Source organism: Streptomyces sp. NPDC055955, from assembly GCF_042270245.1.
GTDB lineage: Bacteria > Actinomycetota > Actinomycetes > Streptomycetales > Streptomycetaceae > Streptomyces.
Window position 1 is genome coordinate 32,425 of record NZ_JBHJYS010000025.1, and the last position, 24,737, is coordinate 57,161.

Below are 24,737 nucleotides of genomic sequence, written 5' to 3' on the forward strand. Positions count from 1 at the left end.
CCCTGCCCAGACGTCCGTGTTCCATCGTTCGTGCGCTGCTCGGCGAGCGCAACTCAGCCGCAGGCAGCCTGTATGGCTGAAGGTCGTGCCACTGCTCGGCAGCGGTCCTGCGGCTCGCACTCAGGTTCTCCACGGACGGCGAGGGCGAACTCGTCTTCGGTGACGGGGAGTTCGGCGAGGTGGTGGAGCCCGCTGGTGACGGGTGGCCGGTGGCGCCGTCGGGTCGGCGGCCGCCGGGGCCGCGAGGCGAGGGCGAGCGGCCTCCGGTCGCGACCTCCATGGCGACGGCCGGCGGCGAGGGGCCCTCGCCTCCGCATGGGTACGCCTTCCCGGACCCGGACGACGCCGGCGCCAAGATCAGGGTCCTGAAAGGCGACCGCGACCCGAAGTACCCCGCCCTGATCGACGAGGTTCTCGCCGACGCCGACGCCGACGCCGACGCCGACGCCGACGCCGACGCCGACGCCGACGCCGACGCCGACGCCGACGCCGACGCCGACGCCGACGCCGATGCCGATGCCGATGCCGGTGCAGATGCCGACGCCGGCATCCAGGCCGCCCCCGGCAGACACCGCGTCTCCCGCATGTACTCGATCAGGGCGCCAGGGCGCCAGGGGGCCAGGGGGCCAGGGGGCCATGGCGCCAGGGCGCCAGCCACTGGCGGCTGCGTGTCGGTTGCCGATGAACGACCATGGAGGTACAGGACCAGCCGGTCCGCGGTTCCCGGCACGCATACCGCCGTGGCGCGCCGAGGACTGTGCGCGGAGGGAGTTCGTTGTGGACCCGCCCGCCGCCTCCGGTCCGGCCGGGCATGGCCGGCACCAGTCGAGCGGCCCTTTGGACGATGCCGAACGAGCGGAGTACGAGCGACTCCGGCGTGTTGCCGGCATGCGACACCGTCGCTTGCGCCTCTGCATAGGGTCCCTGCTTCTCGCGCTGGCTGTTCTGCTGGCGCCCATCAGCGTCGTCGCGACCTGGGTGAATTCCGAGGTCACCGACACCGGTCGCTATGAGCAGACCGTCTCACCACTCGCCAGAGACCCTGCCGTCCAGGCCCTGGTGATCGATCGCGTCACGGACCAGGTGGTCGACAGGATCGACGTCCGCAAGATCACCGACACGCTCGCCGACACTCTGGCCGCACACCATGCACCCCGCATCCTTGTCGACGCGGCCAGGTCGGCGGACGAACAGCTCAAGGGCGGACTGAGGACCGGCGTGCGCTACGCGGTCGCGAAGGTGGTGAAGAGTGACGCCTTCGCCAAGGCGTGGGACAGCATCAACCGCGAGGCGCACACCGCCGCGACGAACGCGCTCACCGGAGAAGGCGGAGTGCTCGAGGTCAGGGGCGACGCCCTCACCCTGAACGTCGGCACCGTGACCGAGGAACTGCAGAAGCAGCTGTTCGGCGTGACCCTTGTCGGTGCAGAAAGCATTCCCGGGGCCGACAAGCCGGTCGTGCTGGTGCGGAACGATCATCTGAGTGAGGCTCGTGAGGCTGCCCGCTGGCTCGGCGCCGTCGGCCCGTGGTTGCCCGTGGCGGTGGTTGTGTTCGCCGCTCTGGGCATCTGGGCGGCACCTTCACGCCGGGTCGGACTGATGGCCGTCGGCATCGGCGTCGGCGTCATGATGTGCGGGCTGCTTGTCGCACTCGCCGTCATGCGCCAGATCTGTCTCGACGCGCTGCCTGCCGCAGCCCAGTCGCAGGACGCCGCGGCAGCTGCCTACGACACCCTGACGAGGTTCCTCCAGCAGGCCGTCTACGCCGCGCTCCTCGCCGCCCTGCTCACCGTGATCGCGGCGTACCTGTACGGACCCGGCCGCGGTGCTGTCGCCGTGCGCTCGGCCATGGCCGGAGGTGCCGACGCCGCCGGGCGAGCGCTCGCCCGGAAGGGTTTGAAGCTGGGTGCCGTCGGTCAGTGGCTACGGACGCACCGTGCCCTGACCACTGGCGTCGTCATCGGGGCCGGGGGTCTCGCCGTCCTCCTGTGGAACTACCCCACGCCCGCCTCCGTGGCCCTCGTGCTCCTGCTCGTCGTGGTCGTCCTGGTGATCTTGGGCGTACTTGCCGCTGCGGCCGGAGCAGAGCAACGCTGACGGATGCGCCCCTGACGCAACGGCGAGGTATGGCTTACGACGAATGCAGCCCGCTGTGGCCTCCTCCTCGGATCCGGGCGTTCTTGAGCGGCGGCGAGTGCGACGTTCGCGGCGCGGCCGACATCCGGCACGTCCTCGAACGGGTTGGGTGGTGCCGCTCGATCACCCCACACCTGGCCTTCCGGCACGTCCCCGAACGGGCGGGTGGCGCCGCTCGATCATCGCCGCACCCGATGACGGGGCGTCCGTCCCGGAACCTGCTGCGCGTTTCCGCACTCGAGAGCGGTGACCGGGCGGTCCGGGAGAGCCCTGAAGGCAGGGTCGACAGCGGCGTCGAGCCGGATGCGGTGGTTCATCACCGCATCCGGCTCGACGCCGTCCGCGCGGCCGCCGCGCATCCCGGCCTTCCCGTCACAGGAGCTCTGCGGCGCGTCCGCCCGGGATGCGGCGGACGCCGACTGCCGCCAGCGTGGGGGAGTGGTGCAGCAGAACAAGGCCCAGTGGATTCCCGCCGGCGTGATCGTGCTGGCCGTGGTGATCGATCTGGTGACCCCGACCGAGGTGACATCGGCCCCGCTCATCATGGCGGCGCCCGTCGCCGCCGCCTCGCTCCTGACGCTGCCCGGCATCATCTGGGTGGGCCTCGCGTCGATGGCCGTCCACGCGGGACTGGCCCGGGTGGACGGCACCTTCGGCTGGCACCGCGGTCTGGCGAACCAGTTCACCCTGCTGGCCGTGACCCTGCTGGCCATCTTCATCAACCGCACACTGAAGACGCAGCACGTCCGTACCCGGCGTGCTCAGCACGTCGCGGCCGTCGCCCAGCGCGCCGTGCTGCCCCGACCACCGGCGCGCATCGGCGACCTGCACATCGCAGCCCGGTACGTGCCCGCCGAGGACGAGGCCATGATCGGCGGCGATCTGTACGTCGTACAGGACACCCCGTACGGCACACGCGTCCTCGTCGGTGACGTACGAGGCAAGGGCCTGGGCGCCGTGAGCGCTGTCTGCGCCGACCTCGGCGCGTTCAGGTACGCCGCGGACGAGGCCCAGGACCTCGCACAGCTTGTGCGCTCGCTGGAGCAGGCACTGCTGCGTGAGGGCGGGCGGCGCGGCGGCCTCGAACAGGAGGAGGGATTCACCACCGCCCTGATCGCGGAGTTCCCCGAGGACCTCAGCGCCGTACGCATCGTCAACCGGGGCCACCCGCCGCCCCTGCTCCTCGACGCACAGGGCTCGGCCACCGTCCTCGAACCCTCTCAGGACATGCCTCCGCTGGGGATGGGAATGCTGGGCAATTGGTCCGCTCCGGTCGACACGTTTCCTTTCCCGCCCGGCGCGACACTCCTGTGCTACACGGACGGCATCACGGAGTCCCGGGACGCCGAAGGCACCTTCTACGACGCCGCGACGCGCCTGCCCGTTCTGCTCCGGCACCGCGCCCGGTCCGGCGAGCACTCCACACCGGCGCAGGTCCTCGAAGTGCTGATCCACGACGTACGGCGCCACACGGGCGGCCGGCCCCAGGACGACCAGGCGCTCCTCGCGCTGCGCCGCTCAGCGCTCTGACCGCGTCCCCCATCCAGCATCTCCGCATCCCGCCCCCTCCCCGCACCCAGGAGAAGGCTTTCGGCGCCCTGTGGCGCGCCCGCTCAGCGGGTAGACGATGAGGCATGGACACCAAAGCCTGGCTCCTCCTCGCCGCAGCCGTCGTGCTGCTCACCATGGTCATCGCCGTAGTGCTCCTGGTGCGGGTGATCCGGGCGAGAAGGCTGCTCCTGGATGCGGGAATCCCGCTCGGCAACAAGGCGCTGGTCTGGGCCGCCGTGATCTACACGGTGTCACCGGTCGACCTGCTGCCGGACCCCGTCTACCTCGACGACATCGGATTCCTGCTGCTGGCCCTGCGCTCCTTGCACGTCGCGGCGCGCAAGGGATACCCGCTGGTGGCAGGTCAATCTGTGGTGCGACACCGGGCACACCGGGCGCATCTGGCAGGGCGCCCAGAAGCCGGCCATCAACCACCTGAGGCCGCTGCTGGACGCGGCTGAGGAGAGCGGTGACGCGTCGCTGAGTGGCGGGACTGGTAGGCCTGGTGACTCGTCCGGAGGGGCAGAGCGTGGCGGCTACGCCTCCTGCCCGCCGACAGCCGTGGCGTTGACTGGTTTCACCAATAACTCTTGGGCCTATTGAGGGAACTCATCAAGATACGCAGCACATTAGGACAAAAAGAACACTTGAACCTACGCGAATGGGGGTTATCGTGGTCTTGTGGCTACCGATCAGATAGCGTCGGCCGACGCGACCGGCGGTGCCATCGACTCCGTCAGTGTCCTGAACGAGGACTCACGGCGGCGCATGTTCACTTTCATCCGACGTGCCGGCCACGCCGTCACCCGCGACGAGGCCGCGGCGAGCGTCGGCATCTCCCGCAAGCTCGCCGCCTTCCACCTCGACAAGCTCGTCGACGCCGGCCTGCTGCGCGCCCACTACGAGACGCCCAGCGGGATCCGCAAGGTCGGCAGGCGGCCGAAGGTGTACGAGCCCACCGACGCGCAGATCACCGTGAGCATCCCCGAGCGACGCCCCGAACTACTGGCGGACCTCCTCCTGGACGCCGTTCTGACGGAGAAGGCCGACGAGAACGCCGCCCAGGCGGCCATGCGGACCGCGGAGCAGCGCGGCCGGCAGCTGGGCGCAGCCGCACGGCAGGAGACACGCCCAGGACGCCTGGGTCCCGAGCGCGGGCTGACCGTCTGCGAGGGGCTGCTGGAGGCGTACGGCTACGAACCCGTCCGGGAAGCCCCCACCCGGCTCCGGCTGCGCAACTGCCCGTTCCACCCACTGGCCGCGAAGGCCCCCGACCTGGTGTGCGGCATGAACCAAGCCTTCCTCAGCGGCTGCCTCACCGGCCTTGAGGTCAACGGAGTCAAGGCCGTCCTGACCCCCGAGCCCGGCGAATGCTGCGTACGGCTGTGTCCGAACGACACCGATCGTGATGAGCAAATGTCCCCGAATCGCTGACACGGCACCGGCCGCCCGCCCCCGCGGGCCACCGACCCGATGCACAGCTCTGCCCGCAGAGAAAGGGACCGAATGGGCAGGGAATCGCCCACGATCTCATGCGGGGCACACCCGGCATCGGTGCTCGACGTGCCGTCGAGCTGGGGGAAACGCCCGTTCCGGCGTTCCAATCGGAGCATTGCCATGTTGCCCAAACACGTTCTGAAACCTTCTGACTCTTCCACGGCACAAGCGGCGCAGCCCGCTTCCACCGCAGCGCCCACGGTGACCGCCGCCGACTTCGGTCTGCTGCTCATCAGGCTGACCTTCGGCCTGCTGATGGCCGGACACGGGGCCCAGAAAGTCTTCGGACTCTTCGGAGGCCAGGGCCTGACGGAGACGGGCAAGGGGTTCGCGGCCCTGGGCTACCACCCGGGAAAGCTCTTTGCCGTGATCGGAGGCCTGTCCGAGCTGCTCGGTGGCCTCGGTCTGGCCCTCGGCCTGCTGACACCGCTGGCGGCCGCCGCCCTGATCGGCGTCATGATCAACGCCATGGTCAACGTCACCGGCGCCCACGGCCTGTGGGCAGCGAACGGAGGCGTGGAATACAGCGTCTGCATCTCCGTCGTCGCACTGGCCGTCGCCGCCATCGGGCCGGGCAGGCTGGCCGCCGACCGGCCCTTCCCCTGGGGCAACGGCGGCTGGAAAGAGGCCGCTTTCGCCCTCGGCCTGGGCGGCATCGCCGCCGCGATCACCCTGAGTTTGTAGAACCGAAGCGGCGCCCTGCGAAGCCCCGCCGGCACAACGGCGTCCCGGCAGGGCCTCGATGACCGCTGGGCAAGGGGCGTATGCCCGACGTTCGCGAAGGGGAGCAGCCCTGCAATACCGGTCGTCGACGTACGGGGGTCCGACCGCTCTGCGAAGGCAGCCGCACCCCTGAGGCGCACAGGCGAGCCTCCGAACCGCCCGCCGAGTCCTGTCCGCACGGCTCCGCGCGGGCTCCGTCAGACCCCCACCCCACTAGCGGTCTAGCATGAAAAGTACGGTTTTATCCCCAGGCTTGAGCCGCAGCAACAGGGAGGCCGGTATGGCGTTCGACGCGACTGGTTTCGAGCAGGCGGACGGCAGCCAGTACATCCCGATCTCCCAGCACGGCCTGATCGGCGATCTTCGTACGACTGCCCTGGTCGGCACGAACGGCACCATCGACTGGTACTGCTGTCCACGCTTCGACGCGCCCAGCGTCTTCGCGTCCATCCTCGACGCCGACCGGGGCGGGTCCTTCGAGCTGGCCGCCGAGGTTCCGACCCGCACCAGGCAGTTCTACTTCCCCGACACGAACGTGCTGATCACGCGGTTCTTCGCCGCGGACGGGGTGGCGGAGATCCAGGACTTCATGCCCGTGGTCGACGAGTCGCGCGAGGCGGCCCGGCACCGGCTCATCCGGCGGGTGGTCTGCGTGCGCGGAACGCTCCCGTTCAAGGCGCGGATCGCCCCCCGCTTCGGTTACGGCACCGAAGCGCACACCACTCACGTCGAAGGGCACACGGCGGTGTTCCGCTCCCCGTCCCTGACGCTCGCGCTGACTGCTACCGCACCCCTGGAAACCGACGGCCTGGATGTGTGGTCGCACTTCAAGCTTCTTGAGGGCGAGTCCAACGTGTTCGCCCTCGACCACATCGGTGACGACGTCCCGACCCGGTCGTGCCCGCGCGCCGAGGCGCAGGAGCAGGCCGAGGCGACGGTCCGGTTCTGGCGCAGCTGGCTGTCCCGTTCGCGCTACCACGGGCGGTGGCGGGAAACGGTGAACCGCTCGGCGCTGGTGCTGAAGCTGCTCACCTACGCGCCGACCGGAGCGATCGTCGCCGCTCCGACCACCAGCCTGCCCGAGCAGATCGGTGGCGAGCGCAACTGGGACTACCGCTATGTTTGGGTCCGTGACGCCGCCTTCTGTGTCTACGCGATGCTGCGCTTGGGGTTCACCTCGGAGGCCGAGGCGTTCATGGGGTTCATCTCCGAGCGGGGCATCCTGCGGGGCACGGGGGAGGGCGGCCCGTTGCAGATCATGTACGGCATCGACGGGCGCACCGAGCTGCCCGAATACGAGCTTCCGCACCTGGAGGGATACCTCGGCTCGGCGCCGGTCCGGGTGGGCAACGCAGCCACCGGCCAGCTCCAGCTGGACATCTACGGTGCGCTGATCGACTCGATCTACCTCTATGACAAGTGGGGGCAGCCGATCAGCAGCGACCACTGGGACGAGGTCGGTGCCGTGGTGGACTGGTTGTGCGAGCACTGGGACCAGCCCGACGAGGGGGTGTGGGAGACCAGGGCGGGGCGGCGGAACTTCGTGTACTCGCGGCTGATGTGCTGGGTGGCGTTGGAGCGTGCGATACGCATGGCGAACCGGCGCGGTCTGCCGGCGGACCTGACCCGCTGGCGGAAGTCCCGGGATGCGATCTACCGGCAGATCATGCGGCGCGGCTGGTCGGCCGAGCGAGGGGCGTTCGTCCAGGGGCTGGACGGCCATGTGCTGGACGCCTCGCTGCTGATGATGCCGATGGCCAAGTTCATCGCGCCCACGGACCCCAAGTGGCTCTCCACTCTGGACGCCCTGACCACGGATCTGGTCTCCGACTCGCTGGTGTACCGCTACGACCCGGCCACCAGCCCGGACGGCCTGCACGGCCCCGAGGGGACCTTCTCGATCTGCTCCTTCTGGTACGTGGAGGCGCTGGCCCGCGCGGGCCGGCTGGAGGAGGCCAGGCTCGCCTTCGAGAAGATGCTCACCTATGCCAACCATCTCGGTCTGTTCGCGGAGGAGATCGGCCCGACCGGAGAGCAGCAGGGCAACTTCCCTCAGGCCTTCACGCACCTCTCGCTGATCAGCGCGGCCTTCAATCTCGATCGCGCGCTGGGCTGACGCGGCATCAGCGTCGGGACGGCGGCGGCCGGAGTGTCAATGTGGTGCCCCCGCCCGCCAGGCCCTCGGTCTCACGTCGCCCCACCGCGATGTCGACTTCGCCGAAGGTGCGCTCGTCGGCGGCCTCGCTCGTTTCGACGGTCAGACCGAAGCCCGGCTCCGTACCACCCAGTCCGCGCCGACCCGGCCACAGTGGAGAGAGGTCGCACCCCGCCCGCGCCCGCTGTTCGTGGAAGACGTACTGCTTCGCGAGGGCGGGCCTCAGTCGACGCACTCTCGTGGCCGCACGCGGCACGCCGTCGGCAGCCCCTTTTCATGCGGTGGGGCGCTTGTGCCCTCGGTGGTCGGCCGTGAGGCCGTCGAGCATGAGGTCGTAGACCGCGGAGGCCCGCTCGTCGAGTTCTTCCGCCTCCAGGCCGAGGTCGCGGGCGATTGTCTCGCGGAAGATGCAGTAGCCGAGGTAGGTCGCCGCGGTCATGGCGTGCATGACCAACCCGTCTGCGTCCTCGGGGAGTTCGCCCTCGCGTCGGTCCCGCTCCAGGGACTTCTGCGTGCGGTTCAGTTCCGGGAACAGGGAGAGTTCCGGGTCGCCGTCGAGGGCCAGCAGGGCCTCCAGGCGCATGAGCTGAGGTTGCTCGAGGGCGTACTGGAGCATGGCGCGGCGGCGTTCGGTGAACGGTTTGTCCCAGTGGCTCTGCGCGCCGAGGACCTTGGTGTCGATGAGCCGGGTGATGGCGGCCCGCAGCAGGGTCTGGCGGTCTCCGAAGTACTGGTAGATCTGGCCGTGGTTGACTCCGGCTTCCTTGGCGACCTCGCGCAGGGTGATGCCGGCCAGCGCGCCGTCGCGTTCGAGCATGCGCAGCGCGGCGTCCAGCAGGTCGGCCTCGGTCTCCTGGCGGGTGCGCCGGCGGCGCTTGGCGGGTGCTGCGGCTGGTTGGTCCGGCATGACACTCCCAAAAACTACTCATCAGTAACCCGTTGTCGGGTGCTCGGTGGCGACGTACCGTCCCATCTTAACGTTCCGTTGTTAACGAACCGTTGATTAGGTGGATGCATGACCGACACACAGCCACCCCTGGCTGGAATACGCGTACTCGACGTCTCGACCGTACTGGCCGCCCCGGTCACCGCTACCTTCCTGGGCGACTTCGGTGCCGACGTGGTCAAGGTCGAAGAGCCGGGCCGCGGCGACTTCACCCGGGGCGGCGCCGGACAGGACGCCCCCGGCAAGCGCTCGCTGCAGTGGGTGCAGGAAGGGCGCAACAAGAAGTCGGTCACCATCGACCTTCGCACCGAGCGCGGCCAGGCGCTCCTGCGCGACCTCGTCCCGCACTTCGACGTCGTGGTCACCAACTACCGTCCGCCCACGCTGGAGAAGTGGGGCCTGGGACCCGATGCGCTGCGCGCCCTCAACCCGCGTGCCGTCCTCGTCTTCCTGACCGGGTACGGACTGACCGGCCCGTTCCGCGACCGGGGCGCCTTCGACCGGATCGCCAGCGCATTCTCGGGGCTCACGTACGTGAGCGGTGACCCCGACCGCCCACCGGTGCGCGCGGGCTACTCCGTCATCGACTACATGGCCGCCTACATGGCCGCGTTCGCGACGATGACAGCCCTGTACCACCGCGACCTGCGCGGCGGCGAGGGCCAGATCATCGACCTCGCCCTGTACGAGGCAGGGTTCCGTGCCTGCGAGAACGCGCTCATCTCCTACAGCGGGACCGGCGAGATCCGCGAGCGGCTCGGCAACCGCAACCCCAACATCGCACCCGCCAGCGACTTCGACACCGCCGACGGACGGCGTGTGTCCCTGCACGCCGGCACCGACCCGCTCTTCCGCCGCCTCGTCCACGCGATGGGCCGCCCCGAGCTGGCGGAGGACGAACGGTTCGCCGAGCGGCGGCAGCGGCTCGAGTACCAGGAGGAGCTCTACGAGATCGTCGCCGCCTGGGTCGCCACCCTGGAGGCCGACGCCGTCGTGACGCTGCTCAATGACGCGGGCGTGCCGTCCGCGCCCCTGATGAATGTCGCCGACATCGCCGCCGACCGCCACTACCGCGAGCGCGGGACCCTCGCCGAGGTCCACGACGAGCACCACGGCGACCTGCTGATGGCCGCGCCGCTGCCGCACCTGAGCGCCACACCGGGCAGTATCCGCAGCCTCGGCGCCGCGCTCGGCGAACACACCGACGACGTGCTCACGCAGCTGCTCGGTCTCGACGCACCCGCCCTGGCGGAGCTCCGCACCGAAGGCGTCATCTGACGCCTTGCCCCGGCCTCACCTCTTTCCGATCGACGCAGACAGGCGTGACGACCATGACTCAACGACAAGAGGCGCTGCCCGAGCCGGACGCCCGTGCCGCAGTGCCGCGTTCACGGCGGGCGTGGCTGATGGCGCTCATGATCTTCATGTTGGCCATGATCAACTTCGGCGACAAGATCGTGCTCGGTCTCGCGGCCGAACCGATCTCCGGCGAACTGGGCCTGAGCCACAGCCTGTACGGCCTGGTGGCCAGCAGCTTCTTCGTCCTTTTCAGCATCTCTGCCGCAGGCGTCGGCTTCATTGCCAACCGGGTCGACACCCGATGGGTGCTGCTCGCCCTGGCAGTGGTGTGGTCACTGGCCCAACTGCCCCTGCTGCTGGCGACATCGGTCGGCACCCTGTTCGCCTCGCGCATCGTGCTGGGCGCGGGCGAGGGCCCGACGGCCGGCGTCGCCGTGCACGCGCTGTACAAGTGGTTCCCGCCCGAGCGGCGCGCCCTGCCCAGCGCGCTGTACGTGATCGGCTCGGGCATGGGCGTGTTCGTCGCTGCACCTGTGCTCACCCACCTCATCGGTAGGTACGGCTGGCGCTCGGCGTTCTGGGCTCTGGCCACCGCCGGCGCGGTCTGGGCGCTTCTCTGGCTTCTGATCGGCCGCGAGGGCCCCTATGGCGCGCAAGCCGGCGGCGGGGCGGAACCCGTCGCTCCGACGGGACCCGGCGGTGCACGCGAAGCGTCGTCGTACCGCCGGCTTTCCACCAGTCGTACCTGGTGGGGCGGTGCGATCGGAGGCTTCGGCGCATACTGGACCGTCGCCCTGGGTTCCGCATTCCTGCCCTCCTATCTGCGCTCCCAGCAGGGCTACACGGCGGGGCAGGCCGCTCAGGCGGTCGCTCTGTACGCGGTGGCTACCGTCGTGGTCCCGCTGACGGTCAGTCCGTGGACGGCCCGGCTGTTCCGGCGCGGCGTCACCTCGCGGCGCTCGCGCGGCATCCCGCAGGGGCTGCTCGTCGTGGCGTCCGGCGTTGCCCTTGCGTTCCTGCCGTTCGTCGACACGCTCTCCGGCCAACTCATCCTGACAGTAGTCGCGTTCGGTGTCGGCGTCGGCACCTTCGGGCTCTCGTACGAGACCGCGGCGGAGGTCACCCCCGTGAACCGGCGTGGGGCCGCGCTCGGCCTTCTGGTCGCCGTCCAGACACTGCCCGGACTGATCGCCCCGGCCGTCACCGGCGCCCTCATAGACGCCGCCGCGAACGACAGCTCCGGCTACAAGCTCGCGCTCACGCTCGGCGGCGTCCTGACCGTGGTGTGTGGACTCGTTGCCGTGCTGACCGTCAACCCGGAGCGGGACAAGGCGCGCACACCGGCCGTGCTGGACGCCCAGCCCCTGCCCGCCTGACCACTCACCCCCTCATGCGACCGGCACTGTCGCCGGAAGCAGTACGAAAGGCTTTCCTGATGCCCAGCCAGCAGTCCGCGTCCCGCGGTGAGTCCACCGTGATCGAGATCGTGAACCCGGCCACCGAGAAGGTCATCGGTGAGGTGGTCAACAACAACCCCCAGGAGTGCGACAAGGCTGTCGAGACGTCCGCCGCCGCCCAGCGCCAGTGGGCCGCTCTGCCGGGCGAGGCCCGCAGTACGCTGCTGTGGAAGTGGGGCGAGCTGGTCGAGGCTCACCACCAGGAGATCGCCGCGCTGGACGTGCAGTGCACCGGCAAAAACCTCCCCGACGCTCTGATGGAGTCCAACCGCGGTGCCCGGCACGCCCGTTACTGGGCAGGCCGCGCCGACAAGCTCTTCGGCCAGCAGCTCGCCGACATCCCCGGCCGCCTCTCCTACAGCATTCTGGAACCTCTCGGCGTCTACGTGGTGATCCTGCCGTGGAACGCCCCCGCCCACGCCTTCATGGCGCGTGTCACCCCGGCGCTGGCCTGCGGCAACTCGGTCATCGTCAAGCCGTCCGAATTGTCCCCGCTCTCGGCCGTGCGCCTGGCCGAACTGGCCGGGGAGGCGGGTGTCCCGGCGGGCGTCGTCCAGGTCGTCACCGGCGACGGCGCCACCGGCGCGGCCCTCAGCTCCCACCCCGGCGTCGCGGGCGTCTCCTTCACGGGATCGGTGCCCACCGGCCGGGCCATCGCGCACGCCGCCGCCGACACGTTCAAGAAGCTCACCCTCGAGATGGGCGGCAAGTCGCCGATCGTCGTGTTCGACGACGCCGACCTGGACTCGGCCGCCCGTGCCGCCGTCCTCGGCATCCTCGTCAACGCCGGCCAGATCTGCGCCGCCTCCAGCCGCCTCATCGTCCACGTCGACATCGCCGAGAAGTTCGTCGAGGAGGTCCGCGAGCGGATGAGCCGGGTCACCGTCGGCGACCCCACCGCCAAGGGCACCATGGTCGGTCCGCTGGTCTCCCGCGGCCAGTACGAGAAGGTCCTCGGCATGCTGGAGGAGGCGCAGGCCGACGGTGCATGCGCGCTCACCGGCGGTGGTGCCCACGACCCGGACGGCTCCGGCTACTACGTGCAGCCCACTCTCTTGGACGGGGTGGAATCGGGCATGCGGATCGCCCGCGAGGAGGTCTTCGGCCCGGTCCTGACCGTGCAGACCTTCACCACCGAGGCCGAGGCGGTCGAGCTGGCCAACGTCGGTGAGCTGGGCCTGAGCAGCTACGTGTGGACCCGCGACATGGGCCGCATGATCCGCATGACCGGGGCGATCGACGCGGGCGTCGTGCACGGCAACACCCCACTGGTCATGGACTCCGGCCTGCCGTTCGGCGGCTTCAAGGACAGCGGCCTCGGCGGCGCCTACGGCGAGGACGCCGTCGCGGGCTGCACCCGCACCAAGCGCGTCACGCTGCGCGTCGCCGACGCCCCGCTGCCCAGCCCCTGGCCCGGCATCTGACCCGGCCCGCCGGTCCAGAACTTCGTACGTACCCCTGAACAGGAGAACCACCATGTCCACGCCCACCCGCGTCGTCGTCCAGGACAAGCCCGGACAGCCGCTCGAACTGCGTGACGTCACGCTGCCCGGCCCCGGCCCACACGACGTCCTCGTCAAGGTCCACGCCAGCGGCGTCTGCCAGAGCCAGCTGTTCTGGATGCACGCCCCCCACCCCGACCCCATGCTCTTCGGACACGAGGGCTACGGGACCGTCCTGGCCACCGGCAGCGCCGTCACCCACGTCGCGGAGGGTGCGACCGTCATGGTCACGTGGCTGCCGCGGGCCGCCGACCGTGCCCCGACCCGCGCCTCGCTCGACATCCCGGGCCTGGGCACCGCCCATTCCCCCAACGTCTACACCTGGGCCGAACACGCCCTCGTGGACGAGCTGTACGTCGTACCGCTCGACGAGAAGAGCCACCAGGACGTCGTCTCCGTCGTCGGCTGCGCCGTGCTGACCGGTGCCGGTGCCGTCACCAATGTGGCCCCGGTCGCCGCCGGCGGCAGCGTCGCCGTGTTCGGCGTCGGCGGCGTGGGCCTGTCGTCCGTCGCCGCCGCCTCCATCCGCGGCGCCGAACACGTCATAGCCGTCGACCTCGGGGCCGAGAAGCTCGAGTTTGCGCGGAAGTTCGGAGCCACGCACACGGTCGACGCGAGCCAGGGCGACCCGGTGCAGACGATCATCGACATCACCGGCGGCGGCGTCGACGTGGCCGTGGACTGCGTCGCCCTGCCCGAGACGGTCGCCCAGGCCCTCAACGCGGCCCGCCCCGGCCGCCTCGGCGTGGAGACGGGCGGCGCGGCCGTCATCGTGGGCCTGCCCAAGAAGCCCCTCGAGCTCGACATCCACCGGCAGATCAACGGCAACATGCTCACCGGCCAGAAGTCCCTCATCGGCACCACTGCAGGCGGCTGCCGCCAGGACGACATCGCCACGTTCCTCGACTGGCACCACACCGGCAAGTTCGACCTCAACACCTTCGTGACCGACCGCTACCCGCTCGACGACATCGCCCGCGCAGCCGACGACCTCGCCCAGGGCCGCATCCTCGGCCGGTCGCTCACCATCATGTGACCCGAGGGAAACCAGAGGCGAGGCCCCGGATCCGATCACCGTCAGAGGAATGGGGGCCTTGCCGGTCCCGCAGGACCGGGGCCGGCCCACCTGGGCCTCGCGGGATGAGCGGACCTGCTGCAAGGACGGCGCCGACGGCGAGAACGCGGCAATCAGCCGGCGCGACGTCCGCTGGACATGCGCCAGGCGGGGTACGCGACGATCACCGACGAGGTCCGCGAGCCCGGCAGGCAAATGCCCCGGAACAGCGGCGATTCGCCGGGTAGCAGTCCTGCATGCGTGACCAATGGCTGTTCTGCTCCCCAACCGGCGGCCTCACTCGACTTCGTCCCGATCAGCCGGCACGGACACAGGACGTGGTCGGCCATGCCATGGACGCTCCAGGTGGCCGCTTCCCGCTGCACCACACCACGCCGGTAACCACCGCCGCAGGCGCCAACACCCCTTGATCCGCTGCCGCACAGTCGCGCGGGCCGCGTGCACATTGCTCGTTCTCGGACGTCTCCTGTGTTGACCGCTGGACCGAGGCACTGCGGCTCCCGCACATCGGCGCCCCCCGCCGCCCGCCCTCTCAAGCTCAACAACTCCTCTCGTGAATCTGCTAGTTGGAGCGACCGGCACCCTGGAGAGGGTCGTGGATGCCCCGTAGGGTGCAGTGGATGACCGATGCATCCATTGGCCCGGGCATCCCGGATCGGCGTGGCCCTGGCCGGTATCTGTGGTGGCTGATCGTCTGTCAGCGCGGCCGGTGCGCGGCCGGGGCGGCATGGGGCAGTGCCTGGATGGTCGGTCTGACGTTGCCTCCCTTTGTGCTGTCCCGCGCGGTCGACGACGGGCTGGAACCGGGACATGGGGGTGAGCTGGCGGGTTGGTGCGCCGTGCTGTTCGGGGCGGGGATGGTCAATGCCTGGCTGGCCATCATGCGGCATCGCACGATGACCCGGGTCCGGTTGGATGCCGCTCTTCGTACGGTGCACATCGTGGTGGCGCACACGACGCGGCTGGGGGCCACACTGTCGCGACGGGTGGAGGCCGGAGAGGTGGTCACGATCGGATTCGGTGACGCCGCGGCGATGGCGAACACGCTGACCATCACCGGTCCCGGGGTGGGTGCCGTGGTCGCGTACGCCGTCGTGGCCCTGTTCCTGCTCTCCGTCTCCTGGCTGCTGGCCGTGGTCGTGCTGCTGGGTGTGCCTCTGTTCGCGCTGTTGGTCGGGCCGTTGCTGGGCAGGTTGCAGGGGGTGCAGACGGCATACCGGGAGCAGCAGGGTGGACTGGCGGCCCGGTTCGGGGACATCGTCGGAGGGCTGCGCGTCCTGGGTGGTCTTGGCGGCAAGGAGGTGTACGCCGAGCACTACCGCCGCGATTCACAAGCGCTGCAGGCGCAGGGGTACAGGGTCGCGGCAGTGACCAGCTGGATCGGTGCCCTCGGCGTCGGACTGCCGATGCTGTTCCTCGCGGTGGTCACCTGGCTCGCTGCCCGGATGGCCGTTCAAGGTGCCATCACGGTGGGGGAGTTGGTGGCCGTCTACGGATATGTCGCGGTTCTCGTGGTGCCGGTGTCGTTCTTCATCGAGGGTGGATCCGATCTCAGCCGCGGACTGGTCGCCGCGCGGCGCCTGCTGCGCTTCCTCGACCTGGAGCCCGATGCGTCCGACCGCACGGCGGGCTCGGACGCACCCGGGCCACCATCCGTACTGCGGGATCCGGCCTCCGGCGTCGAGGTGGCGCCCGGGAAGCTGACCGCGCTGGTGAGTGCCCGGCCGTCGCAGGCGGCGGCCGTGATCGACCGCCTCGGCCGGTTCACGGACACCGCGGCGACCTGGGGCGCGATACGGCTCGACGACATCGCACTCGAGCAGGTCCGCGACCGCATCCTGGTCGCGGACAGCGAGGCCGAACTGTTCGCCGGCACCCTGCGCGAATCGGTCACGGGGCGTCAGGAACGCAGCGACGAGGCCCTCAGGCGGGCCTTCCACGCGGCCATGGCGGACGACATCACGTCCGGCCTGCCCGACGGGCTCGACTCGGCCGTCGACGCGCAGGGCCGCAACCTCTCCGGGGGCCAGCGGCAGCGCATCCGCTTGGTGCGGGCGCTGCTGGCCGAGCCCGAGGTACTGCTGGCGACCGAGCCCACCTCGGCGCTGGACGCGCACACGGAAGCGGCCGTCGCGGCCCGGCTGCGTGCCGCGCGCGAGGGTCGTACCACCGTCGTCACCACCACCTCACCGCTCCTGCTGGACCAGGCGGACATCGTGTACTACCTCGTGGACGGCGAGGCGGCCGCCGCCGGAAGCCACCAGGAACTCCTTCAAGATCAACCCGGCTACCGCAAGCTGGTCGCGCGCGCGGAGGGCGAGACGGACCCGGACGGTCCTGGAGAACCGGCCCGGCAGGCCGTCCGATGACCGCCTCCTCGCGGCAGGCGGCCGGGCAGTTGCCCATCGCCGAGCCGTCCCAGCTACGCCGTGCGGCGCTTGAGTTGATCTCCCGCGACGCACGCGCCTTCGCCGGCTTGATCGCCCTCAACGCGCTGGCAGTAGGCGCCGGTCTCGTGGGCCCGTGGCTGCTGGGCCGGATCATCGACGCGGTCAAGGCGGGCGGTGGTGCGACGGCCGTGGACCGGTTCACGCTCGCCATCGTCGTATGTGCGGGCGCCCAGTTGGTGCTCACGCGCTACGCCCGGCTGGTGGGGGACCGTTTCGGCGAGCGGACTTCGGCGCGGGTGCGTGAGCGGTTCGTCGACCGCGTGCTCGCGCTGCCGGCATCCGTCGTGGAGCGGGCCGGAACGGGTGATGTGACCACCCGCAGCAGTACCGACGTCGCGTCCGTCGCCGTCACCCTGCGCGACATCGGGCCGGACGTGCTCATCGCCGCGGTGCAGGCGCTGTTCATCCTCGGCGCGGTCTTCGCCCTGGACCCGCTGCTCGGGGCCTGCGCGGTGACGGGTCTGGGCGGCATCCACTTCGCCGCCCGCTGGTACCTGCGCCGGGCGCGCGCCGCCTATCTCGCCGAGGGAGCCGCCAATTCGGTGCTCGCGGAGCTCGTGGCGACCACGGCCTCCGGCGCGCGCACCATCGAGGCCTTCGGACTGCAGCAGCGACGCATCACCGCATGCCAGGCAGCGATCGACAGCTGCCGGCGCACCCGGATGCGCACTCTGTCCCTGCGCAGCGTGCTCCTCCCGTCCGTGGACGTCTCCTACGTGGTTCCGGTGGTCGGTGTGCTGCTGGTCGGCGGTGTGCTGCACGACCACGGCGCCATGAGCCTGGGCGCGGTGGTCGCCTCCGCGGTGTACCTGCGGCAACTGTCTGCCCCGATGGACACGATCCTGCAGCGACTGGAACAGCTGCAGAGCAGCAGCGCCGCCTTCGCCCGGGTCGAAGGGCTGGGGCAGGTCCCCCAAGCTCCTGCCGGTACCTCCGGCGCGCCCGCTGATGACCGTATCGAGGTGACCGGCGTGCGGTACGCCTACGACGGTGGTGGCGATGTGCTGCACGGCATCGACATGACCGTGAACGCGGGCGAACGGCTGGCCATCGTCGGCCCTTCCGGCGCGGGCAAGTCCACCCTGAGCAGGCTGCTCGCGGGCATCGACGCGCCCCGCAGCGGAACGGTGACGGTCGGCGGGGCCCCGATCCGCGACCTGGGCCCCGACGTGTTGCGCCGGCAGGTCGTCCTGATCACCCAGGAACACCACATCTTCCTCGGTACGGTCCGGGACAATCTGCTGATCGCGGCGCACACCGCCACCGACACCGAACTCCACGCCGCGCTGGCGGCCGTAGGTGCCGAGTGGGCCGATGAGCTGCCGGACGGCCTGGACACCAGGCTGGGCGCCGCGGGACATCGGCTCGACGGCTCGCAGGCACAGCAACTCGCCCTGGCGCGCGTGGTGTTGGCGGATCCTCACACATTGATACTCGACGAGGCCACCGCACTGCTCGACCCGCGCACCGCACGTCACACCGAACGCGCGCTGGCCGCCGTACTCGAAGGACGCACCGTCATCGCCATCGCGCACCGCCTGCACACCGCCCATGACGCCGATCGGATCGCCGTGATGGAAGGCGGCCGCATCACCGAACACGGCACCCACGACGACCTCGTGACCTCCGGCGGCGCCTACGCCGCGCTGTGGCGGTCATGGCACGGCGAGCAGCCGCTTTAGGGCGAGGTGGCAGGTGGCAGGTGGCTGTGGCGTTGCCCGTGTCCCGCTCCGGCACCATCGACGACATCATCTGCGGCCGCGGAACGCGGCCGGCAATGCCCGACCGATCGAGCGCCACCGCCGAGCCCGCAAGTGCGGCCGACGCGTCGGGGCGAGTCGCAGCGAACAGTTTGGGATTTTTTGCGTGAACCTGTCTATATGACTCCCGTGCCGAAGGCCGCGCAGCCGTTCATCGTTCAGCAGCAGGCGGAGCTCCGGGGCCGCCTCCCGTTCTCCGACGCCCAGGACTTCGAGGACGCCACGCGCGGGCTGGTCGCCCGTCGTGCTCCCGGCGTCGTCACCGGTGACGACGGCACCGTCGTGTGGGACAGCGACACGTACGCGTTCCTCCAGGGCGACGCCCCCTACACGGTGAACCCGAGCCTGTGGCGGCAATCCCAACTCGTGGCGGAACAGGGCCTGTTCGAGGTCGTCGAAGGCATCTACCAGGTGCGCGGACTCGACCTGTCGAACATCACGTTCATCGAGGGCGACAGCGGTGTGCTCGTCATCGACCCGCTGATCTCCACGGAGACCGCCTCCGCGGCGCTCGCGCTGTACCGCGAGCACCGCGGAGAGCGCCCGGTGACCGGCGTCATCTACACCCACTCGCACGTCGACCACTTCGGCGGCGTCAAGGGCGTCACCACACAGGAGGACGTCGACGCGGGGCGCGTCCCCGTGATCGCGCCGGACGGCTTCACCGAGCACGCCGTGGCCGAGAACGTGTACGCGGGCACCGCGATGGGCCGCCGCGCCGCCTACATGTACGGAGCGGCTCTCGCCCGCGGCCCGCAGGGGCAGGTCGGCGCCGGGCTCGGACAGACGACCTCGACCGGCACGGTCACCCTCATCCCGCCGACCCTGATCATCACCACGACAGGGCAGAAGGAGGTCGTCGACGGAGTCCAGATGGTGTTCCAGATGGCGCCCGACACCGAAGCGCCCGCCGAACTCCTCATCCACTTGCCCGACTTCCGGGCGCTGTGCACGGCCGAGGACGCCACCCACACTCTGCACAACCTGCTCACCCTGCGCGGCGCCGTGGTCCGGGATCCGCACGCCTGGTCGCACGCGCTCACCGAGACGATCGACCTGTTCGGCGCCGACACGGACGTCGCCTTCGCCTCGCACCACTGGCCGACCTGGGGCCAGGACCGCGTCGTCCACTTTCTGGAGACCCAGCGCGATCTGTACGGCTACCTCCACGACCAGTGCCTGCGCCTGATCAACAAGGGCTGGACCGGCATCGAGATCGCCGAGCACCTGCAACTGCCGCCCGCACTGGAGAACGCCTGGAACACCCACGGCTACTACGGCTCGGTCAGCCACAACCTGAAGGCGATCTACCAGCGCTACATGGGCTGGTTCGACGGCAACCCGGCACACCTGTGGCAGCACCCCCCGCTCGAGGCGGGCAAGCGTTACGTGGAATTCATGGGCGGAGCCGACGCGGTGGTGGACAAGGCACGCGGCTCGTTCGAGGCGGGCGACTTCCGATGGGCGGCGGAAGTCCTCAACCATGTCGTCTTCGCCCAGCCCGACCACGCGGCGGCGCGCGAGTTGCTCGCGGACACCTATGAACAGCTCGGCTACGGCGCGGAGAACGGCACCTGGCGCAACTTCTATCTGTCCGGCACCACGGAACTGCGCGAGGGCCAATTCGGCACGCCCACCGTCACGGCCTCGCCGGACATCATCGCGCACCTCACCCCGACGATGCTGTTTGACGCCATCGCCATCCAGATCGACGGTCCCAGGGCGTGGGAGGAGAAGCTCAGCATCGAGATCCACCTCACCGACGTCGACGAGCGCTACCGGCTCCGCCTGAACAACGGAGTCCTCAGCTACACCGCAGCGTCCCAGAACACTCCCGCCGATGCCGCACTCACCACCACCGTCCGTGCCCTGTCGGCGCTGGCCGTCGAGGGCCTCACCCCGCAAGGGCTGGAGCGGGCTGGTGTCCAGGTGGAGGGTGACGCGTCCGTCCTCAGCCGCCTTGCCGCCATGCTCGACCCTGGAGACCAGAACTTCCCCATCGTGACGCCGTGATCCTCGCGTGGGAAGTGAGCGCCCCGGTCGCGGCCGCTACAGGATTTCGGCGCGGTTGTGGCGAACCGGATGTTTGTCGAGGGCGGAGAGTGTCCATCGCACGGAGGGGAAATTCTGGTCGAGGCGGACGTCGGCCCAGCGAAGGGAGAGCGCTTTGCCTTCGCGTAGTCCGATGCCGATGCGCAGCTCGATGAAATCGGCCAAGTCCGGGGCGTAGGCGTGGGGATAGGCCATTAGTGGCTCGTCCCGACGGACGAAGTGTCGCTGCGGTTCGCACGGGGATGTTCACGTAAGGATTGAGAAATCCGCCGCGAGAGTTCTTGCCACGAGCCCCATCAATTCATGCTACGCATAGTGCTTACGGGTTGATCAATGGCGGCAGCAGAAACTCCCCGCGCGAAATGAAGTCAAAGGCGGGCCGACTCCCTCGCCCTCTATCGGAGGCTGCTCGTGTCTGGGTCCAATCTGTCAATCCCCGCTGCCCGGCCCGTGATCGGCGAAGCCGAGGTCGAAGCCGCCGTACGCGTCCTGCGTAGCGGACATGTCATTCAGGGGCCGGAGGTGGCCGCGTTCGAGGAGGAGTTCTCGGAGCTGGTCGGCGAACGTGCCTGTGTCGCCGTCAACTCCGGCACTTCCGCGCTGCACCTGAGCCTCATGGCGCTCGGCATCGGAACGGGCGATGAAGTGGTGGTGCCCTCCTTCTCCTTCGCCGCCACCGCCAACGCCGTACGCCTGGTGGGCGCCGAACCGGTCTTCGCCGACATCACGCCCGACACCTACTGCCTTGATCCGGCCGCCGCGTCGGCGGTGATCGGTCCGCGCACCGCGGCGCTGATCCCCGTGCATCTGTACGGGCATCCGGCCGACATGGACCGTCTGATGCCCCTCGCCGCCCGCCACGGCCTCGCCGTCGTAGAGGACGCCTGCCAAGCGCACGGCGCGGCGCTGCACGGACGGCCCGTCGGAACGTTCGGCCAGGCCGGATGCTTCAGTTTCTATCCGACGAAGAACATGCACGCACTCGAAGGCGGCATGATCACCACCGGTGACCGCCAACTGGCCCGCACTCTGCGGCTGCTCAGGAATCAGGGCATGGAACAGCGGTACGAGAACGAGATCGTCGGCGCCAACCTGCGTCTGACCGACGTCGCGGCGGCCGTGGGCCGTGTGCAGCTGAAGCAGCTGCCTGCCTGGACCGAGCAGCGGCGGGCCAACGCCAAGGTGCTCGACTCCCGCATCGAGGGGCTGGCCGTGCCGCATGTGGCCGACGGCGCCCGGCACGTCTACCACCAGTACACCGTCGCCGTCCCCGACGGCCGCAGGGATGCGGTACAGCAGCAACTGGCGGGGCAGGGCATCGGCAGCGCGGTGTACTACCCGACGCCGATCCACCGTCTGGCGCCGTTCCGCGATCCGGCGCGGCCTCCGCTGCCCGAGACCGACCGCGCTGCCGCGGAGGTGCTGTCTCTGCCGGTCCACCCCACCCTCGGGCAGGGCGACCTCGAGCGCATCGCCCGGGCCGTGAGCGTCGCCGGAGGTGTCAGGTGAGCAAGCGGACGCTGCGTGCGGGGCTCATCGGTCTGGGCGCGATGGGACGCAACCACAAGCGGGTGCTGTCGTCGCTCGACGGCGTCGAACTCGTCGGCGTCATGGACCCGGCGGGAGACCCCACGGGTGCCGCCCGTGGCGCCCCGGTCGTCGCCACCTTGTCGGAACTGCTCGCCCTGGGCCTCGACTACGCCGTGGTCGCCTGCCCCACGGTGCTGCACGAGGAGATCGGCCTCGCTCTGGCCGCGAACGGGGTGTGTGCACTGATCGAGAAGCCGCTCGCCCACTCCGCGGCCGCGGCCCGGCGGCTGGTCGATGCCTTCGACGGCGCCGGCCTGACCGCCGGCGTCGGACACATCGAGCGCTTCAACCCGGCGTTGCAGAGCCTGCGTTCGCGTCTGGAGGCCGGCGAGCTCGGCGAAATGTTCCAGGTGGTCACGCGACGGCAGGGGCCCTTCCCGCAGCGCATCGCGGATGTGGGCGTCGTCAAGGACCTGGCGACCCACGACATCGATCTCACCAGCTGGGTGACGGGTTGCCGTTACGCCTCCGTGGCGGCCCGCACCATGTCCAAGAGCGGCCGCCGGCACGAGGACATGGTCGCGGTCGTCGGTGAGCTCACCGACGGCACCATGGTCAGCCATCTCGTGAACTGGCTCAGCCCGCTCAAGGAGCGCTTCACCGCGGTGACCGGCGAGCGCGGCTGCTTCATCGCGGACACCCTCACCGCGGATCTCACCTTCCATGCCAACGGTGCCTTCGCCACGGAGTGGGAGGCGCTGAGCACCTTCCGCGGGGCCGCCGAGGGCGACATGGTCCGGTACGCGATTCCCAAGCGCGAGCCGCTGTTCGTCGAGCACGAGCGGTTCCGCGACGCCGTCCGGGGCGAGGCCGTGGACATCGTGACCCTCGACCAGGGACTGAGGACGGTAGAGGTTGCCGAGGTGGTCCTGGACTCGGCGCGGCGGAAGGCGTCGCTGCCGCTGCAGAACCACCATCCCAGGAACCTGGCGGCGGTGGTCCAGCGGTCCTGAATTCCCCTGCCTGGCCCTTGGCGTGCGTTCTCCGCGCCGAACGGCCGGACCGTGGCCGGGGCATGGTCATCGCAACGCGGTGTGGTTACGGCTCCCGGACCGGCTCGGACCTGCCGGGACTGCGGGGCTTTCGCGTGGCGGGAGATCTGAAGACCCACCAGCGAAACGCACCGTAATTTGCCACGGCATTGATGATGGTCGACGTCGTCTTGGCTGCTACGTACGCCAGGCCCAGAGCGGTCAGGCCGGTGACCGTCGCCACGGTTGCACAGTAATTCAATGCGACGAGCGCAAGGTATTTGGCGAAGGCAGGGCCGGTCATCGCTCCGCTTCGGAAGACGAAGGATCTGTTGAGGGAGAAATTGACCGCCAGTACGGTGACGAACGCCAGAGAGGTGGCCGCGGCCAAGGGCATGTGAAGTACACCGTGCAGCAGGATCAGCGTCCCTACATCGATGATGTAGCACAGCCCCCCTACAAGGAGGAATCTTGTCGTATCGGCTGACGACAAGCGGCAAGCGGAGTTCCACATTTTCTGAATGATTTCTGGTACCTTCCTCCGTGCTCAAGGCCGTCGCCGCAGGCGGGTTCCAGGAAAAGAACCGTGAGAGGGTTTTTCTTCGTGTATCAAAACATGAAAGTCGCCGTCGTGGTGCCGGCGTACAACGAGGAAAAGCTGATCGCCCAAACGATCAGCACCATGCCCGATTTCGTCGACCATATCGTGGTGATCGACGATGCCAGCAGTGACGAGACGGCCTCCGAGGCGATCGACGCCGGCGACCCGCGGATGGTGCTCATCCGGCACGAGAAGAACACCGGAGTCGGTGGAGCGGTGTGCGACGGACACCAGGAGGCACTGCGGCTGGGCTGCGACGTCTCGGTGGTCATGGCCGGCGACGGACAGATGGACCCGGCCTACCTTCCCACCCTGCTCGCTCCGATCTGTGACGGGACCGCTCTCTTCACGAAGGCCAACCGCTTCTACTCTCGCGACTCCTATCGGGGCATGCCGAAATACCGGATTCTCGGCAACATCATTCTCTCCTTCATGACCAAGCTGGCATCCGGCTATTGGCACCTGTTCGACCCCCAGAACGGGTACACCGCGATCCACAGGACGGCGCTGGAACGGCTGAATCTCGACCGCGTGGCCAAGGACTACTCGTTCGAGAACGACCTTCTGATCAATCTGAACATCCTCCGTATCCCGGCCTGCGACGTCCCTGTCCCCGCGGTCTACGGGAGCGAGGTGTCCACCATGCGGATGCACAAGGTTATTCCCGCATTGATGGCTCAGCTGGCGCGCGGGGCCGGCCGACGTGTCGTCCTGAAGTACGTCGTCTTTTCCTTCTCGCCGATCGCTCTTCTGCTCCTGGCGGGACTGTGTCTCATCGCTTTCGGCGGCGCGGCGAGCACCTGGGTATTGATCCACACGCTAGGGCCTGCGAGTGCCAGCGCAGGAAGTGTCCTGCTCGCGTCCCTGCCGATCCTCACCGGGATCCACTTTCTCATCGGCGCCCTCATGCTCGATATCCAGGAGAGTCCGGACCGCCGTGCCGCCGCCGGAATCGGAGGCTCCTGACCGGCG

At 69.5% G+C, this 24,737-nt stretch carries 20 protein-coding genes; 16 read left to right on the forward strand and 4 right to left on the reverse strand.

Annotated elements, in window-relative coordinates:
• Positions 1 to 53: 53 nt before the first annotated feature.
• Positions 54 to 572 (reverse strand): hypothetical protein, encoded by a 519-nt coding sequence (locus ACFC96_RS37010; RefSeq protein WP_376616526.1) that lies wholly within the window; start codon positions 570 to 572, stop codon positions 54 to 56.
• Positions 573 to 888: 316 nt separating this feature from the next.
• On the opposite strand from ACFC96_RS37010, the gene ACFC96_RS37015 reads away from it, so the two are divergent.
• From ACFC96_RS37015 to ACFC96_RS37040, 6 genes are all read left to right on the forward strand, one after another.
• Positions 889 to 2,097 carry a hypothetical protein gene (locus ACFC96_RS37015; protein WP_376227506.1) on the forward strand — a complete coding sequence of 403 codons (1,209 nt, stop codon included), beginning with the start codon at positions 889 to 891 and terminating at the stop codon, positions 2,095 to 2,097.
• Between the two features lie 477 nt (positions 2,098 to 2,574).
• On the forward strand, positions 2,575 to 3,666 hold the full coding sequence (locus ACFC96_RS37020) for a PP2C family protein-serine/threonine phosphatase (protein WP_376616528.1): 1,092 nt from the start codon (positions 2,575 to 2,577) through the stop codon (positions 3,664 to 3,666).
• A 104-nt stretch (positions 3,667 to 3,770) separates the two neighbouring features.
• Positions 3,771 to 4,148 carry a YkvA family protein gene (locus tag ACFC96_RS37025; RefSeq protein WP_376616530.1) on the forward strand — a complete coding sequence of 126 codons (378 nt, stop codon included), beginning with the start codon at positions 3,771 to 3,773 and terminating at the stop codon, positions 4,146 to 4,148.
• Between the two features lie 220 nt (positions 4,149 to 4,368).
• Complete coding sequence (locus ACFC96_RS37030) at positions 4,369 to 5,121, forward strand: helix-turn-helix transcriptional regulator (protein WP_376616532.1); 753 nt, start codon at positions 4,369 to 4,371, stop codon at positions 5,119 to 5,121.
• A 183-nt stretch (positions 5,122 to 5,304) separates the two neighbouring features.
• The gene (locus ACFC96_RS37035) at positions 5,305 to 5,868 is read left to right on the forward strand and encodes a DoxX family protein (protein WP_376225327.1); all 564 of its coding nucleotides are present in this window, start codon (positions 5,305 to 5,307) and stop codon (positions 5,866 to 5,868) included.
• A gap of 319 nt (positions 5,869 to 6,187) precedes the next feature.
• Complete coding sequence (locus tag ACFC96_RS37040; RefSeq protein WP_340457394.1) at positions 6,188 to 8,023, forward strand: glycoside hydrolase family 15 protein; 1,836 nt, start codon at positions 6,188 to 6,190, stop codon at positions 8,021 to 8,023.
• Between the two features lie 313 nt (positions 8,024 to 8,336).
• Here ACFC96_RS37040 and ACFC96_RS37045 read toward each other — a convergent pair whose 3' ends face one another.
• Positions 8,337 to 8,969 carry a TetR/AcrR family transcriptional regulator gene (locus ACFC96_RS37045; RefSeq protein WP_376616533.1) on the reverse strand — a complete coding sequence of 211 codons (633 nt, stop codon included), beginning with the start codon at positions 8,967 to 8,969 and terminating at the stop codon, positions 8,337 to 8,339.
• Positions 8,970 to 9,077: 108 nt separating this feature from the next.
• Between ACFC96_RS37045 and ACFC96_RS37050 the strand changes: the two genes are divergently transcribed.
• From ACFC96_RS37050 to ACFC96_RS37080, 7 genes are all read left to right on the forward strand, one after another.
• Positions 9,078 to 10,286 (forward strand): CaiB/BaiF CoA transferase family protein, encoded by a 1,209-nt coding sequence (locus ACFC96_RS37050; RefSeq protein WP_376616535.1) that lies wholly within the window; start codon positions 9,078 to 9,080, stop codon positions 10,284 to 10,286.
• 53 nt (positions 10,287 to 10,339) lie between these two features.
• Positions 10,340 to 11,683, forward strand: a complete 1,344-nt coding sequence (locus tag ACFC96_RS37055) for an MFS transporter (RefSeq protein WP_376616537.1) — start codon at positions 10,340 to 10,342, stop codon at positions 11,681 to 11,683.
• A gap of 59 nt (positions 11,684 to 11,742) precedes the next feature.
• Positions 11,743 to 13,188: an aldehyde dehydrogenase family protein gene (locus tag ACFC96_RS37060; protein ID WP_376616539.1), complete on the forward strand. Its 1,446-nt coding sequence runs from the start codon at positions 11,743 to 11,745 to the stop codon at positions 13,186 to 13,188.
• A 52-nt stretch (positions 13,189 to 13,240) separates the two neighbouring features.
• A complete protein-coding gene (locus ACFC96_RS37065; protein ID WP_376261890.1) occupies positions 13,241 to 14,302 on the forward strand; it encodes a zinc-binding dehydrogenase in 1,062 nt (353 codons plus the stop codon).
• A gap of 659 nt (positions 14,303 to 14,961) precedes the next feature.
• On the forward strand, positions 14,962 to 16,710 hold the full coding sequence (locus ACFC96_RS37070; RefSeq protein ID WP_376616541.1) for an ABC transporter transmembrane domain-containing protein: 1,749 nt from the start codon (positions 14,962 to 14,964) through the stop codon (positions 16,708 to 16,710).
• Complete coding sequence (locus tag ACFC96_RS37075; RefSeq protein WP_376616542.1) at positions 16,707 to 18,473, forward strand: ABC transporter ATP-binding protein; 1,767 nt, start codon at positions 16,707 to 16,709, stop codon at positions 18,471 to 18,473. Before ACFC96_RS37070 ends, ACFC96_RS37075 begins: the two co-directional genes overlap by 4 nt.
• A 198-nt stretch (positions 18,474 to 18,671) precedes the next feature.
• Complete coding sequence (locus ACFC96_RS37080) at positions 18,672 to 20,564, forward strand: alkyl/aryl-sulfatase (protein WP_376616544.1); 1,893 nt, start codon at positions 18,672 to 18,674, stop codon at positions 20,562 to 20,564.
• A gap of 36 nt (positions 20,565 to 20,600) precedes the next feature.
• Here the strand turns inward: ACFC96_RS37080 and ACFC96_RS37085 are convergent, their stop codons facing one another.
• Positions 20,601 to 20,768, reverse strand: coding sequence for a hypothetical protein (locus ACFC96_RS37085; protein WP_376616545.1), 168 nt, complete (start codon positions 20,766 to 20,768; stop codon positions 20,601 to 20,603).
• 246 nt (positions 20,769 to 21,014) lie between these two features.
• Between ACFC96_RS37085 and ACFC96_RS37090 the strand changes: the two genes are divergently transcribed.
• Together ACFC96_RS37090 and ACFC96_RS37095 are read left to right on the forward strand one after the other, a co-directional pair.
• Complete coding sequence (locus tag ACFC96_RS37090) at positions 21,015 to 22,112, forward strand: DegT/DnrJ/EryC1/StrS family aminotransferase (RefSeq protein ID WP_340458592.1); 1,098 nt, start codon at positions 21,015 to 21,017, stop codon at positions 22,110 to 22,112.
• Between the two features lie 41 nt (positions 22,113 to 22,153).
• Positions 22,154 to 23,146 (forward strand): Gfo/Idh/MocA family oxidoreductase, encoded by a 993-nt coding sequence (locus ACFC96_RS37095; protein WP_376616688.1) that lies wholly within the window; start codon positions 22,154 to 22,156, stop codon positions 23,144 to 23,146.
• Positions 23,147 to 23,231: 85 nt separating this feature from the next.
• Here the strand turns inward: ACFC96_RS37095 and ACFC96_RS37100 are convergent, their stop codons facing one another.
• Positions 23,232 to 23,678, reverse strand: coding sequence for a GtrA family protein (locus tag ACFC96_RS37100; protein WP_376616547.1), 447 nt, complete (start codon positions 23,676 to 23,678; stop codon positions 23,232 to 23,234).
• Positions 23,679 to 23,768: 90 nt separating this feature from the next.
• On the opposite strand from ACFC96_RS37100, the gene ACFC96_RS37105 reads away from it, so the two are divergent.
• Complete coding sequence (locus tag ACFC96_RS37105) at positions 23,769 to 24,731, forward strand: glycosyltransferase family 2 protein (protein WP_376616549.1); 963 nt, start codon at positions 23,769 to 23,771, stop codon at positions 24,729 to 24,731.
• Positions 24,732 to 24,737 lie beyond the last annotated feature (6 nt).

Bases quoted from the DNA above. Each gene is read 5' to 3' on its own strand.
- ACFC96_RS37015 (WP_376227506.1), top strand. From the start codon at position 889: ATGCGACACCGTCGCTTGCGCCTCTGCATAGGGTCCCTGCTTCTCGCG.
- ACFC96_RS37025 (WP_376616530.1), top strand. From the start codon at position 3,771: ATGGACACCAAAGCCTGGCTCCTCCTCGCCGCAGCCGTCGTGCTGCTC.
- ACFC96_RS37035 (WP_376225327.1), top strand. From the start codon at position 5,305: ATGTTGCCCAAACACGTTCTGAAACCTTCTGACTCTTCCACGGCACAA.
- ACFC96_RS37040 (WP_340457394.1), top strand. From the start codon at position 6,188: ATGGCGTTCGACGCGACTGGTTTCGAGCAGGCGGACGGCAGCCAGTAC.
- ACFC96_RS37045 (WP_376616533.1), bottom strand. From the start codon at position 8,969: ATGCCGGACCAACCAGCCGCAGCACCCGCCAAGCGCCGCCGGCGCACC.
- ACFC96_RS37050 (WP_376616535.1), top strand. From the start codon at position 9,078: ATGACCGACACACAGCCACCCCTGGCTGGAATACGCGTACTCGACGTC.
- ACFC96_RS37055 (WP_376616537.1), top strand. From the start codon at position 10,340: ATGACTCAACGACAAGAGGCGCTGCCCGAGCCGGACGCCCGTGCCGCA.
- ACFC96_RS37060 (WP_376616539.1), top strand. From the start codon at position 11,743: ATGCCCAGCCAGCAGTCCGCGTCCCGCGGTGAGTCCACCGTGATCGAG.
- ACFC96_RS37065 (WP_376261890.1), top strand. From the start codon at position 13,241: ATGTCCACGCCCACCCGCGTCGTCGTCCAGGACAAGCCCGGACAGCCG.
- ACFC96_RS37070 (WP_376616541.1), top strand. From the start codon at position 14,962: ATGACCGATGCATCCATTGGCCCGGGCATCCCGGATCGGCGTGGCCCT.
- ACFC96_RS37075 (WP_376616542.1), top strand. From the start codon at position 16,707: ATGACCGCCTCCTCGCGGCAGGCGGCCGGGCAGTTGCCCATCGCCGAG.
- ACFC96_RS37080 (WP_376616544.1), top strand. From the start codon at position 18,672: ATGACTCCCGTGCCGAAGGCCGCGCAGCCGTTCATCGTTCAGCAGCAG.
- ACFC96_RS37095 (WP_376616688.1), top strand. From the start codon at position 22,154: ATGGGACGCAACCACAAGCGGGTGCTGTCGTCGCTCGACGGCGTCGAA.
- ACFC96_RS37100 (WP_376616547.1), bottom strand. From the start codon at position 23,678: ATGTGGAACTCCGCTTGCCGCTTGTCGTCAGCCGATACGACAAGATTC.